The sequence below is a fragment of the Micromonospora sp. NBRC 101691 genome (assembly GCF_030269285.1).
In the GTDB taxonomy this organism is placed as follows: domain Bacteria; phylum Actinomycetota; class Actinomycetes; order Mycobacteriales; family Micromonosporaceae; genus Micromonospora; species Micromonospora echinospora.
Genome location: NZ_BSTB01000031.1, coordinates 1 through 14,792, shown reverse-complemented (window position 1 = coordinate 14,792; position 14,792 = coordinate 1). Strand labels below are relative to the sequence as shown.

At 73.2% G+C, this 14,792-nt stretch carries 5 protein-coding genes; 4 read left to right on the top strand and 1 reads right to left on the bottom strand.

All coding sequences use genetic code 11. The features are described from left to right. The first annotated feature begins 21 nt into the window (after positions 1-21). Complete coding sequence (mhpA, locus tag QSK20_RS30655) at positions 22-1,611, top strand: bifunctional 3-(3-hydroxy-phenyl)propionate/3-hydroxycinnamic acid hydroxylase MhpA (RefSeq protein ID WP_285792105.1); 1,590 nt, start codon at positions 22-24, stop codon at positions 1,609-1,611. A gap of 27 nt (positions 1,612-1,638) precedes the next feature. Next, entirely contained in the window at positions 1,639-2,526 is an 888-nt protein-coding gene (locus QSK20_RS30650; protein WP_285792104.1) for an SAM-dependent methyltransferase, read from the top strand. Positions 2,527-2,596: 70 nt separating this feature from the next. Here the strand turns inward: QSK20_RS30650 and QSK20_RS30645 are convergent, their stop codons facing one another. Continuing rightward, positions 2,597-3,355, bottom strand: coding sequence for a thioesterase II family protein (locus tag QSK20_RS30645; protein WP_285792103.1), 759 nt, complete (start codon positions 3,353-3,355; stop codon positions 2,597-2,599). 280 nt (positions 3,356-3,635) lie between these two features. On the opposite strand from QSK20_RS30645, the gene QSK20_RS30640 reads away from it, so the two are divergent. Both QSK20_RS30640 and QSK20_RS30635 read left to right on the top strand, forming a co-directional pair. Next, positions 3,636-9,161: a type I polyketide synthase gene (locus QSK20_RS30640; RefSeq protein ID WP_285792102.1), complete on the top strand. Its 5,526-nt coding sequence runs from the start codon at positions 3,636-3,638 to the stop codon at positions 9,159-9,161. Between the two features lie 17 nt (positions 9,162-9,178). After that, on the top strand, positions 9,179-14,792 hold a 5,614-nt coding region (locus QSK20_RS30635), incomplete at its 3' end, for a type I polyketide synthase (RefSeq protein WP_502889080.1).

Genomic DNA, 14,792 nt, shown 5'->3' with positions numbered 1-14,792 from the left:
GCGGACCACGAGGAAACGGTGATGACCGACGTACTGATCGTGGGCTACGGCCCGGTGGGCCAGGTGGCGGCGATCCTGCTCGCCCAGCGCGGACTCACCGTGCGGGTGGTCGAGAAGTGGCAGACCCCGTACAGCATGCCCCGGGCGGTCTCCTACGACGGGGAGGCCAGCCGTGTCCTCGCCGCGTGCGGCCTCGGTGACCGCCTCGACGACGTCACCGAGCTGTCCGGTGAGTACACCTGGAAGAACGGCTTCGGCCGGACCCTGCTGCACGTCAAAGCCGCCGAGGACGGCCCCGCCGGCTGGCCCGACTCGGTCTCCTTCTACCAGCCGGGCCTGGAGGACCGCCTCGCCGAGCGGGGCCGCGCTCTGCCCGGCGTGCAGGTGCACCGGGGGCTGGAGGTCACCGGGCTGACCGACCACGGCCACCGGGTCGACGCGACCGCCGTGGACGGCGCCGGCGCCGAGCACACCTTCACCGCCTCCTGGGTGCTCGGCTGCGACGGCGCCAACAGCTTCGTCCGCCGCTGGCTCGGCGCGACCGTCACCGACCTGGGCTTCAGCTACGACTGGCTGGTCTGCGACGTGGTGCTGCACGAGCCGCACGAGTTCAAGCCGAACAACCTCCAGATCTGCGACCCGGCCCGCCCGCGCACCGCCGTCTCCGCCGGCCCCGACCACCGCCGCTGGGAGTTCATGCGGGTGCCGGGGGAGACCCTGGAGGAGTTCCGCAGCGAGGCCAGCGCCTGGCGGCTGCTCGGCCTGTTCGACATCACCCCGGAGACCGCCCGGCTGGACCGGTACGGTGTCTACACCACCCAGGCCTGCTACGCCGACACCTGGCGCTCGGGGCGGGTGTTCCTGGCCGGCGACGCCGCCCACGTCATGCCCCCCTTCCTCGGCCAGGGCATGAGCTCCGGTTTCCGGGACGTGGTCAACCTCGCCTGGAAGCTGGACCTGGTGCACCGGGGCGTGGCCGACGACACCCTGCTCGACAGCTACGAGGTGGAGCGGCGGGCCCACGTGCAGCACGCCATCCGGATGTCCATGGATTCCGGCGCGGTGATCTGCGAGACCGACCAGAAGAAGGCCGCCGGCCGGGACTCGGTGATGCTGGCCGCGCTGCGTCGACGTACCCAGCAGCGGCATGCCCGCTCGCTGCGGGAGGCGATCGTCGACGGGGTGCTGCGCCGCGACCCGGACGGCAACCCCGCCCCGTACGCGGGGGCGCCCGCCGTGCAGGGCCGGGTGACCGTCGGCGACCGGACCGGCCGCTTCGACGAGGTGGTCGGCACCGGCTTCGTCCTGCTCACCCGTGACCCGGCCACGCTCGACGCGGACGCCACCGCGTTCCTCGACACCCTCGGCGCCCATCGGGTCACCGTACGACCCGCCGACCCCGCCGGCCCGCCGCCGGGCGACGCCGCCGCACCGACCGAGGTCGTCGACCTCGACGGCGTCCACCTGGCCTGGCTGGCCGACGCGAACGCCGACGCCGTGCTGGTCCGACCCGACTTCTACGTCTTCGGCGTGGCGGCCGGGCCGGACGGCCCGGCCGCCCTCGTGGACGACCTGCGCCGGCAGGTCGCCGCCCGCGCCCTGCACCCCTGACCGCTCCCTGCTGCTGAAGGAACAGACATGTTCGAGAATCTCCGCACCCTCGGCCGGGTGATCCGCACCATCACCACCAAGGACCCGGTGACCCGGGTCCGCCGCTTCTACGAGATCCAGTCCCCGGACGTGGAGTTCGCCGCCCGCACCGGGCGGTACATGAACGTCGGCTACTGGGAGGAGGGCGTCACCAGCCTGGACGTGGCCGGCGAGGCGCTGGCCACGAAGCTCGCCGACGCGGCCGGATTCAAGCCCGACGACACCGTCCTCGACGTCGGCTTCGGCTACGGCGACCAGGACTTCGCCTGGCTGCGCGACCGCCGGGTGGCCAAGGTGCACGGCATCAACGTCACCCCCCGGCACGTCGCGCACGCCCGCGAGCGCGCCGCCCGCGAGGGCCTGACCGGGCAGGCCGAGTTCCAGCTCGGCACCGCCACCGAACTGCCCTTCCCGGACAACACCTTCGACCGGGTCGTGGCGTTGGAGTCGGCCTTCCACTTCCACCCGCGCAGCGCCTTCTTCGCCGAGGCGTTCCGGGTGCTCAAGCCCGGTGGCACCCTCGCCACCGCCGACATCATCCCGCTGAGCAACGAGACCCCCCGGATGTCCATCAGCTCCGGCCCGCTCAGCTTCGTCAAGTTCAGCATCCCGGACGAGAACTGGCACGACCGGACCGTCTACGCCGGGCAGCTCACCTCGGCCGGGTTCGTCAACGCCGAGGTGCAGTCGATCGCGGACCGCACCTGGGAGGGCTGGCGACGGTTCCAGGCCGCCCGCCCCAGCGACCCGGCGTTCCAGGCCGCCGCCGACCGCAGCGCGGTCAAGGGGATGGCCAACCACTGGCGCGACGAGAACCTGATCAAGAAGGAGATCGCCCTGCTCGACTACGTCATCGCCGTCGCCCACAAGCCGTGACACGACGCGGCCCTCACCATCCGGACGAACCCGGCGGGTGAGGGCCGCGACGCGTGTCGGGCCGGCGCGGTCAGCCGACCGCCGTCCGGGTCAGCGCCGCCGAGAGGGTACGCAGGATCGCCGGCTGGTGCTGGGCCAGGAAGAAGTGCCCACCGGGGAAGACGTGCATGTCGAACGGCCCGGTGGTGTGCTCCTGCCACGCCCGGGCCTCGTCGACCGTGGTCTTCGGGTCGTCGTCACCGGTGAACACCGTCACCGGGCAGCTCAGCTTCGGCCCCGGCGTGTACTCGTACGTCTCCGCCGCCCGGTAGTCGTTGCGGATGGCCGGCAACGCGGCACGCAGCATGTCCGGGTCGCCGAGCACCGCCGAGTTCGTACCGCTCAGCTTCTTCACGTCGGCGAGCAGCCCCTCGTCGTCGAGCAGGTGCACCGTCTCGTCCCGGTGACACGACGGCGCCCGCCGCCCGGACGGGAACAGGTGCGCGGCCGGCGTGCCGGTCTCGGCCTCCATCAGCCGCGCCACCTCGAAGCCGAGGGTCGCGCCCATGCTGTGCCCGAAGATCGCCAGCGGCTGGTCCAGCCAGGGCCGCAGCACCCGGAACACCTGGCGGGCCAACTCCGGGAGGTTGTCCACGCACGGCTCCTGGCGGCGGTCCTGCCGGCCCGGGTACTGGACGCTGAGGACCTCCACGGCCGGCGACAGCGCCCGGGAGACCGGGAAGTAGAAGCTCGCGGACCCGCCGGCGTGCGGCAGGCACACCAGCCGGGGCGCACCGGCCGGGGCCGGGTGGAACCGGCGTACCCACAGGCCGTTGTCGTGGTCGGTCATTCTCGCGTGGTCCTTCCCCAGCGATGGGGCCCGGACATCCGGGCACCCGGCCATTGCACCGGACGCTAACCGCGCCACCGGAGGCGGGCCACCCCTAGCGGACGGGCCGTACCGGTTAGGGGTTGTCGCAGCTCATACGACGCCATAACTTCCCCGCAGAGGGGACCCGTGGCTCTCGGGTGACGTGTACTCAAGGACGTGGAACCGAACTGGCCTGAGAATTCGCGCATTCGCACCGCCGGCTGCGTCAGGTCCCCGCCGGCCACTGCGATGGGTCAGGTTGATGGACACCGAAGAGAAGCTCCGGGAGTATCTGAAGCGGGTCACCACCGACCTGAGGCGGACCCGGCAACGGCTCCGTGACGTCGAGGACGAGGCCCGGCAGCCGATCGCCATCGTCGGGATGGCGTGCCGGTTCCCCGGCGGCGTCACCACGCCCGAGGCGCTGTGGGATCTCGTCGCCGCGTCCGGCGACGCAGTCGGCGGCTTCCCCACCGACCGGGGCTGGGACCTCGACGCCCTCCACGACCCGACGGGGGAGCGGCCCGGATCGTCCTCCGTCCGGGAGGGTGGCTTCGTCCACGACGCGGGCCACTTCGACAGCCGGTTCTTCGGCATCAGCCCGCGTGAGGCCCTGGCCATGGACCCGCAGCAGCGACTGCTGCTGGAGGTCTCCTGGGAGGCCTTCGAGTCGGCTGGGATCGACCCGACCGCGCACCGGGGGGACCGGGTCGGCGTCTTCGCCGGCCTCACCCACGGCGACTACGCGGCCGGTGCCACCGACGTTCCCGACGGCGTCGTCGACTACCTCGGCCTCGGCAACGCCGGCAGCATCAGCTCCGGCCGGGTCGCCTACACCTTCGGATTCGAGGGCCCGGCGGTCACCGTCGACACCGCCTGCTCGTCGTCGCTGGTGGCCCTGCACCTGGCCGTGCAGTCGCTGCGCTCCGGCGAGTCCGACCTGGCGCTGGCCGGAGGCGTCACCGTCATACCGACCCCGGCGATCTTCGTCGACTTCACCCGGCAGAACAACCTCTCCCCGTCCGCCCGGTGCCGGGCCTTCGCCGACGCCGCCGACGGCACCTCCCTCGCCGAGGGCATCGGCATTCTCCTCGTGGAGCGACTCGCTGACGCCCAGCGGCTCGGTCACCGCGTCCTCGCCGTGGTGCGGGGCACCGCGGTCAACCAGGACGGCGCGTCGAACGGGTTGACCGCGCCGAACGGCCCGTCGCAGCAGCGGGTCATCCGGCAGGCGTTGACCGGTGCCCGTCTCACCCCTGCCGACGTGGACGTGGTGGAGGCGCACGGTACGGGTACGACGCTGGGTGACCCGATCGAGGCGCAGGCCCTGCTCGCCACCTACGGACAGGACCGGACCGAGCCGTTGTTGCTCGGGTCGGTCAAGTCGAACCTCGGGCACACGCAGTCCGCCGCCGGTGTGGCGGGTGTGATCAAGATGGTGCTGGCGATGCGGCACGGCATCGTGCCGCCCACCCTGCACGTGGATTCACCGTCGTCGAAGGTGGACTGGTCGGCGGGTGCGGTGGAGTTGGTGACCGAGGTTCGGCCGTGGCCGGTGGTGGATCGGCCGCGTCGGGCGGCGGTGTCGTCGTTCGGTATCTCCGGCACGAACGCGCACGTGATCATCGAGCAGCCCGAGGCGGAGGCCGATCCGGCGCCGGCGCCGGCCGGGATCGGTCTGCCGGTGGTGCCGTGGTTGGTGTCGGCGCGGTCGGCGGAGGCCCTGGTCGGGCAGGCGGGTCGGCTGGCCGGGTTCGTGCGGGAGCGGGCCGACCTGTCGCCGGTGGAGGTGGGTTGGTCCCTGGCGACGACGCGGGCGGCGTTGGAACATCGCGCGGTGGTGCTGGGCGCGTCCGGTGACGACCTCTCCGCCGGGCTGGAATCACTCGTCGACGGTGCCACCGAGCGGCCCGGCGCGCTGCTGGTGGGGCAGGTGACCCCCGGCCGTCGGGCGTTGGTGTTCACGGGTCAGGGTGCGCAGCGGCCGGGGATGGGTCGGGAGTTGTACGGGGCGTTTCCGGTGTTCGCGGAGACGTTCGACCGGGTGTGTGCCCGGTTCGAGGGTCGGTTGGACCACCCGTTGCGGGAGGTGGTGTTCGCCGAGCCGGGCTCCGAGCTGGCGGGTCTGTTGGATCAGACGGTGTTCACGCAGGCGGGTCTGTTCGCGGTCGAGGTGGCGTTGTTCGAGTTGCTCGCCTCGTGGGGTGTGGCGGCGGACTATGTGGCGGGTCATTCGATCGGTGAGGTGACCGCGGCGTACGTGTCCGGGGTGCTGTCGCTGGAGGACGCGTGTGCTCTGGTGGCGGCCCGGGGTTCGCTGATGCAGGCCCTGCCCTCGGGTGGAGGCATGTTGGCGGTCGGTGCCCCGGAGGCCGAGGTCCGCGAGGTGGCCGGCAAGGATGTCGATGTGGCGGCGGTGAACGGTCCGGCGTCGGTGGTGCTGTCGGGGCCGGTGGCCGAGCTGGATCGGGTGGCGGAGCTGTGTGCCGTCCGGGGTTGGCGGACGCGTCGCCTGTCGGTGAGTCATGCGTTCCATTCGCGGTTGATGGAGCCGATGCTCGACGGGTTCCGGGCCGCGATCGTCGGGCTGGGCTGGTCTGCGCCCCGGATTCCGGTGGTGTCGAACCTGACCGGGGCGGTGGCGGATCCGTCCGAGATCACCAGCCCGGAGTACTGGGTGCGGCACGTCCGGGAGGCGGTGCGGTTCGCCGACGGGGTGGCCACGCTGCACGGTCTGGGTGTGGCCACGATCCTGGAGGTCGGTCCGGACGCGGTTCTGACGGCGATGGCGGCGGACACGCCGGCCGATCGGACGGTGCATCTGGTTCCGGTGTTGCGGCGGGACCAGTCGGAGACGACCGCGTTGGTCTCGGCGTTGGCCCGGCTGCACGTGACGGGCACTGCGGTGAACTGGACGGGCTGGTTCACCCAGCGCGGGCAGCAGCCCCGCACGATCGACCTGCCCACCTACGCCTTCCAGAGGGAGCGGTACTGGCTCAACGCCCGGATGTCCAGCGCCGACGCCTCCGGACTCGGCGTACGCGGCACGGAGCACGGCCTGCTCGACGCTGAACTGGTCACCGCGGCCGACGACGTCCGCATCCACGGTGGCCGTCTCTCCGTGCAGACCCGGCCGTGGCTCGCCGACCACGTGGTGTGGGGCTCGGTGGTCGTGCCGGGCTCGGCCCTGGTGGAGATGGCGCTGCACGCCGGAGCTCAGGCCGCCTGCGACACGCTGGAGGAACTGACCCTCGCCGCCCCGATCGTCCTGCCCGAGCAGGGTGCCCGGACGGTGCAGCTCCACCTCGCCGCTCCCGACGAGCACGGTCGCCGTCGGGTCACCATCCACTCCCGCCCGGCCGACGACCCGCGCGGCGACTGGACCCGGCACGCCGAGGGTGTCCTCGCCCCCGGCGGCCCCGACGCGCCGGAACCGCTCACCGAGTGGCCACCGGTCGGCGCGGCCGTCGTGCCGGTCGAGCCGATCTACGAGCAGTTGCACCGCCTCGGCGTGGACCACGGTCCCACCTTCCGCGGGCTGCGCGCCGCGTGGCGTACCGACGATGCGGTCTTCGCGGAGGTCGCCCTGCCCGACGGTGCCGCCACCGGTGGGTTCGCCCTCCACCCGGCGCTGCTCGACGCGGCGTTGCACGTCGTCGGACTCACCGACGACGCCGACGCCGACGCGTCCGGGGCCCGCCTCCCGTTCGCCTGGTCCGGCGTCGCGCTCAGCGCCGTCGGCGCGACCCACCTGCGGGTACGCGTCACCCGCGCCGGTTCGGCGGTGTCGCTGACCCTCGCCGACGGCACCGGTGCGCCCGTCGCCCGGATCGGGTCACTGCTCTCCCGGCCCGTCGGCGCCGGCCAGCTCGACACCGCCGGAGCGCCCGAGCTGCCCCTCTTCGACCTGCGCTGGTCCGCGCTTCCGCTGCCGTCCCGGCCGGCGACGGGGATCGTGGCGCTCGACGGTGCCGGACCCGCCGCCGCGTCCCTGCCCGGCGGACTCGCCGCGCTCGCCGACGCCATCGACGCCGGTCGGCACGACCCCCGGCTGGTGCTGCTCCCCGTCGGGGACACCCACCCGGGCGACCCGCTCGGCGCGACCCACCGCCGGCTTGCCGGCATCCTGACCGCCCTCCGGGAGTGGCTGGCCGACGAGCGGTTCGCCGACCGGCGGCTCGTTGTGCTCACCCGGGGCGCGGTCCCGGCCGGTCCCGCCGGTGCGGTGACCGACCTGGCCGGCGCCGCCCTCTGGGGACTGGTGCGCACGGCGCAACTGGAACACCCCGGCCGGTTCGTGCTGGCCGACCTCGACGACGGAGTGGACGCCGACCTGCTCGGCCGCGCCCTGGCCAGCGACGAACCCCAACTCGCCCTCCGCGACGGTCAGTTGCTCGTACCCCGGCTCGCCCCGGCCGACGCCGACCCGACCGGCACCACCGACCTGCTGCCCGACGGCACGGTGCTCGTCACCGGCGCCACCGGCACCCTCGGCGGCATCATCGCCCGTCACCTGGTCACCGCACACAAGGTCCGGCACCTGCTCCTCGTCGGCCGGCGCGGCCAGGACGCCCCCGGCGCGACCGACCTCCTCGCCGACCTCGCCCACCTCGGCGCGCAGGCCCGCCTCGTCGCCGCCGACGTGGCCGACCGGGACGCGGTCGCCGCGCTGCTCGCCACCGTCCCCGCCGAACACCCGCTCACCGGGGTGGTGCACGCTGCCGGGGTCCTCGACGACGCGGTGGTCACCGCGTTGACCCCGGAGCGGACCGCCGCCGTGCTCGGCCCCAAGGCCGACGCCGCCTGGCACCTACACGACCTCACCCGGCACCTGGACCTGCCGATGTTCGTGCTCTTCTCCTCGATCGCCGGCCCGCTCGGCGGCCCCGGCCAGGGCAACTACGCGGCGGCCAACGCCTTCCTCGACGGGCTCGCCCACCACCGGCACGCCGCCGGGCTCGCCGCCACCTCCCTGGCCTGGGGCATGTGGGAGGAAGACAGCGGAATGACCCGTGACCTGGGCACCGGTGGCCGGGAACGGATGGCCCGCCAGGGCATCGTCCCACTCGGCACCGAGCAGGCACTCACCCTCTTCGACGCCAGCCGGCGTAGCCGGCAGCCGCTGCTGCTGCCTGTCCGCCTCGACCTCGCCGGGCTGCGTGCCCTCACCGCCGTCGACCACCTGCCGGCACCGCTGCGCGGGCTGGCCGGCGTCCGCGTGCGGCGCAGCGCCGCCGGGTCCGCGCCGGCCGGCGGGTTCCGCGACCGGCTCGCGGTGGCCTCCGACGAGGACCGCCGCCGGTTGGTGGAGGAACTGGTCACCGGCCAGGTGGCAGAGGTGCTCGGGTACGCCTCGTCGGCCGCCGTCGGCCCCGGACAGTCGTTCACCGAACTCGGTTTCGACTCGCTGACCGCCGTGGAACTGCGCAACCGGCTCACCACCCTGACCGGTGTGTCGCTGCCGGCCACCCTGGTCTTCGACCACCCCACCCCGGAGGCGCTGACCGCGCACCTGATGGCGCAGCTCGGCCCCGGTCCGTCCGCGCCGACGCTCCTCGACGAACTGGACCGGCTGGAGGCGGCGTTCTCCGCGACCCCGGCGGAGAGCCTGGCCGAACTGACCGCCGACGAGGAGACCCGTACGGCGGTCGCCGCGCGCCTCCGGGCGCTGCTCACCCGCTGGGAGGGAGAGGCCGGCGACACCGGCTCCGTCGCCCCGTCCCTCGACGACGCCAGCGACGACGAACTCTTCGACTTCATCGACAGCAGGTTCGGTCGTTCCTGACCGTCGAACCGCCCCGCTTGCCGACCAACGCGACAGGTGAATCCCCGATGGCCAACGAAGCCAAGCTCCGTGAGTACCTCAAGCGCGTCACCGCCGATCTCCACGAGACCAGCGAACGCCTGAAGGCCGTCGACGCCAGGAACCACGAGCCCATCGCGATCGTCGGGATGAGCTGCCGTTACCCGGGCGGCGTCCGTTCGCCCGAGCAACTGTGGGAACTGGTCGCCACCGCCACCGACGGCGTCACCGGCTTCCCCGTCGACCGGGGTTGGGACACCGAGCGGGCGTACGACCCGACGGGGGAACGGCGGGGCAGCACGTACGCCCGGGAGGGCGGGTTCCTGCACGACGCCGGGGACTTCGACCCGGAGCTTTTCAAGATTTCCCCGTACGAGGCGCTGGCCATGGACCCGCAGCAGCGGCTCATGCTGGAGGCCTCCTGGGAGGCGATCGAGGACGCCCGGATCGACCCGCTCTCCCTGCGCGGCAGCCGGGTCGGCGTCTTCGCCGGCATGATGTACCACAACTACGCGGCCGGGCTCGACGAGGTCCCGGAGACGCTGGACGGCTTCATCGGCGGCGGCACCGCCAGCAGCGTGCTCTCCGGCCGGGTGGCCTACACCTTCGGGTTCGAGGGGCCGGCGCTCACCGTCGACACCGCCTGCTCGTCCTCGCTGGTGGCGCTGCACCTGGCGGTGCAGTCCCTGCGGTCCGGTGAGTGCACCCTCGCCCTGGCCGGCGGTGTCACCGTGATGACCACGCTGGAGACGTTCGTCGACTTCAGCCGGCAGCGTGGACTCGCCCCCGACGGGCGGTGCAAGTCGTTCGCCGAGGGCGCCGACGGGACCGGCTGGTCCGAGGGGGTCGGGATGCTCCTCGTGGAGCGGCTCTCCGACGCCCGCCGCAACGGTCACCGTGTGCTCGCCGTGGTGCGGGGCACCGCGGTGAACCAGGACGGCGCGTCGAACGGGTTGACTGCGCCGAACGGCCCGTCGCAGCAGCGGGTGATCCGGCAGGCTCTCGCCAACGCCCGCCTGGGTGTCGCTGACGTCGACGTGGTGGAGGCGCACGGCACCGGGACGACGCTGGGTGATCCGATCGAGGCGCAGGCGTTGCTGGCCACGTACGGACAGGGCCGTGAGGGACACGAGCCGCTGCTGCTGGGCTCGGTCAAGTCGAACCTCGGGCACACGCAGGCCGCCGCCGGCGTGGCAGGTGTGATCAAGATGGCCGAGGCGATGCGGCACGGCATCGTTCCGCCCACCCTGCACGTGGATTCACCGTCGTCGAAGGTGGACTGGTCGGCGGGTGCGGTGGAGTTGGTGACCGAGGTTCGGCCGTGGCCGGTGGTGGATCGGCCGCGCCGGGCGGCGGTGTCGTCGTTCGGTATCTCCGGCACGAACGCGCACGTGATCATCGAGCAGCCCGAGGCGGAGGCCGATCCGGCGCAGGAGCGGGCCGGCGTGCACCTCCCGGTGGTGCCGTGGTTGGTGTCGGCGCGGTCGGCGGAGGCCCTGGCCGGGCAGGCGGGCCGACTGGCCGGGTTCGTCCGGGAGCAGGCCGACCGGTCGCCGGTGGATGTGGGCTGGTCGCTGGCGACCACGCGGGCGGCGTTGGAACACCGCGCGGTGGTGCTGGGCGGGACCGGCGAGGACCTGGTTGCCGGGTTGACCGCCCTGGCCGGGGGTGGGTCGGCTCCTGGTCTGGTGTCCGGTGAGGTGGTGTCCGGTCGTCGGGCGTTGGTGTTCACGGGCCAGGGTGCGCAGCGGCCGGGGATGGGTCGGGAGTTGTACGGGGCGTTTCCGGTGTTCGCGGAGACGTTCGACCGGGTGTGTGCCCGGTTCGAGGGTCGGTTGGACCACCCGTTGCGGGAGGTGGTGTTCGCCGAGCCGGGCTCCGAGCTGGCGGGTCTGTTGGATCGGACGGTGTTCACGCAGGCGGGTCTGTTCGCGGTGGAGGTGGCGCTGTTCGAGTTGCTGTCGTCGTGGGGTGTGACGGCGGACTATGTGGCGGGTCATTCGATCGGTGAGGTGACCGCGGCGTACGTGTCCGGGGTGCTGTCGCTGGAGGACGCGTGTGCTCTGGTGGCGGCCCGGGGTTCGCTGATGCAGGCCCTGCCCTCGGGTGGAGGCATGCTGGCGGTCGGTGCCCCGGAGGCCGAGGTCCGCGAGGTGGCCGGTGACAGCGTTGACGTGGCGGCGGTGAACGGTCCGGCGTCGGTGGTGCTGTCGGGGCCGGTGGCCGAGCTGGATCGGGTGGCGGAGCTGTGTGCCGTCCGGGGTTGGCGGACGCGTCGCTTGTCGGTGAGTCATGCGTTCCATTCGCGGTTGATGGAGCCGATGCTCGACGGGTTCCGGGCCGCGATCGTCGGGCTGGGCTGGTCTGCGCCCCGGGTGCCGGTCGTGTCGAACGTGACCGGCGTGGTGGCGGATCCGGTGGAGATCGCCGGCCCGGAGTACTGGGTGCGGCATGTCCGGGAGGCGGTGCGGTTCGGTGACGGGGTGGCCACGTTGCACGGTCTGGGTGTGGCCACGATCCTGGAGGTCGGTCCGGACGCGGTTCTCACGGCGATGGCGGCGGACACGCCGGCCGATCGGACGGTGCATCTGGTTCCGGTGTTGCGGCGGGACCAGTCGGAGACGACCGCGTTGGTCACGGCGCTGGCCCGGCTGCATGTCACCGGGACTGCGGTGGACTGGACGGGTTGGTTCACCCAGGACGGGCAGCAGCCCCGCACGATCGACCTGCCCACCTACGCCTTCCACCACCGGCGCTACTGGCTGAACGCCAGTACCCGGACGCGTGACACCGACGGTGGCGTCGACGTCCCGAGCGACGAGGCGTTCTGGCAGGTCATCGAGAACCAGGACGTCGAGACGCTCGCCGCCACCCTCGCCGTCGACCCCGAGGCCCCGCTCGGTGCCGTACTCCCTGCCCTCTCGGCGTGGCGACGCCGCCAGGAGACCGAGTCGATCCTCGACTCCTGGCAGTACCGGGTCAGCTGGCAACCGCTCCCCGAAAGCACCCGCCAGGAGACCGGCGATCTTCTCCTTCTCGTGCCCGCCGAGCCGGACGGAACCGCCGGGGAGTGGGCGACGGCGCTCACCGCGCCCGGCGTACGGGTGCTGCCGGTGGCCGCCGGGACCGACCGGGAGCGCCTCGCCCGGGAGCTGACCGAGGTGTACGCCGAAGGGCAGCCCGGTACCGTCCTCTCGCTGCTCGGCCTCGCGTCCGGAACGCATCCCGACTCCGCCTCCGTGCCGGCCGGTCTCGCCACCACGGTCACCCTCGCCCAGGCCCTCGGGGACGCCGGAGTCGCCGCCCGACTCTGGATCGCCACCCGGGGCGCGGTCGCCGTCGACTCCCGTGACCACCTCGTCGACCCCGACCAGGCGGCGCTCTGGGGCTTCGGTGGCGTACTGCGCGCCGAGCACCCCCACCGCTGGGGTGGCCTCGTCGACCTGCCCGGAAAGGCGGACGCGCGTGGCGTACGGCTGCTGCGCCGGCTGCTCGACGGCGAGCGCGTCGAGGACCAGCTCGCCCTCCGCGCCACCGGCGCGTACGCCCGACGACTGGTCCACGCCGGTCAGCCGGTCACGCCCGGCCGCACCTGGACCCCGCGTGGCACGGCCCTCGTCACCGGCGGTACGGGCGCGCTGGGCGGACACGTCGCCCGTGCCCTCGCGGCGGCCGGCGTCGACCACCTCCTGCTCGTCAGCCGGCGTGGCCCGGCAGCCCCCGGCGCCGCGTCCCTGGCCGAGGAACTGACCGCGCTCGGCACCAGGGTCACCGTCGCGGCCTGCGACGCGGCCGACCGGGACGCGCTGCGCGACCTGCTCTCCACCATTCCCGCCCACCTGCCGCTCACCACCGTCGTACACACCGCGGCGGTGCTCGACGACACCCTGGTCGACGCCCTCACCGTCACGCAGATGGCGACCGCCCTGCGCGCCAAGGTCGACGCCGCCCGTAACCTCGACGAGCTGACCCGCGAGCACGAGCTGTCGGCGTTCGTCCTGTTCTCCTCGCTGGCCGGCACGATGGGTGGCCCCGGGCAGGCCAACTACGCCCCCGGCAACGCCTGGCTCGACGCCCTCGCCCGACGCCGCCGCGCCGAGGGACTGCCCGCCATCTCCGTCGGCTGGGGCCTCTGGGCCGACGGCGGGGTCAGCGCCGGTGACTTCGAACGCCGGATGGCCCGCAACGGCATCGCGGCGATGGACCCCACACTGGCTGTCCGCGCGCTCACCCGGGCCGTCGACCACGACGAGACCCACCTGGTGATCGCGGACGTCGACTGGAACCGGGTGGCGTCGACCGCCGTCGGAGGTCGACCCGATCCGCTGGTCCGGGACCTGCTGACCGCACCACAGGTCACCGATGCCGCCACCGCCGACCGGGCCGCCGGTGGCGGCGCCCTGCGGCACCGCCTCGCCGGGCTCTCCGAAACCGAACAACTCGACGCCCTGCGTGAGCTGGTGCGCGCCGAGGTGGCGGCCGTGCTCGGTCACGGCAGTGCCGACCAGGTGCCGGCCGAACGCGCGTTCCGGGATCTCGGCTTCACCTCCCTCACCGCCGTCGAGCTGCGTAACCGGCTCGACGCCGCGACCGGCCTCACCCTGCCCGCCACCCTCGCCTTCGACCATCCCAACCCCACCGCCCTCGCGGCCCACGTCCGTACCGAACTGCTCGGCGGGCACGCCCGGCCCGAGACGGCACACCCGGCGGTACGCCCCGTCGACGACGACCCGATCGTCATCGTCGGCCTGGGCTGCCGGTTCCCCGCCGGAGCCGCATCCCCGGAGGAGTTCTGGCGGCTGCTCGCCGACGGGGTCGACACGATGTCGGACTTCCCCACGAACCGGCACTGGGATCTGGCCACGCTGTACGGGGAGTCGTACGTGTCGCAGGGCGCGTTCCTGGACGACGCGGGCGCGTTCGACGCGGACTTCTTCGGCATCTCGCCCCGTGAGGCGGTCGCCATGGACCCGCAGCAGCGGCTGCTGCTGGAGGTCTCCTGGGCGGCGATCGAGGACGCCCGGATCGACCCGCTCACCCTGCGCGGCAGCCGGGTCGGCGTCTTCGCCGGCACGAACGGGCAGGACTTCGACAACCTCATCCGGTACGGCGGCGAAGACCTCGCCGGGTACGGCGCCACGGGCGCGTCCGCCAGCGTGCTGTCGGGGCGGGTGGCGTACTCGTTCGGGTTCGAGGGGCCGGCGGTCACCGTGGACACGGCGTGTTCGTCGTCGTTGGTGGCGTTGCACCTGGCCGTGCAGTCGTTGCGGTCGGGTGAGTGCGACCTGGCCCTCGCCGGGGGCGTGACCGTGATGTCCACCCCCGGTGCCTTCGTGGAGTTCTCCCGGCAGCGGGGGCTCTCCGCCGACGGGCGGTGCCGGTCGTTCGCGGACTCGGCGGACGGCACGGGCTGGGGCGAGGGCGTGGGTGTGCTCCTCGTGGAGCGGCTCTCCGACGCCCGCCGCAACGGTCACCGTGTGCTCGCCGTGGTGCGGGGTACGGCGGTGAACCAGGATGGTGCGTCGAACGGTTTGACTGCGCCGAATGGTCCGTCGCAGCAGCGGGTGATCCGGCAGGCTCTCGCCAACGCCCGCCTGGGTGTCGCTGATGTCG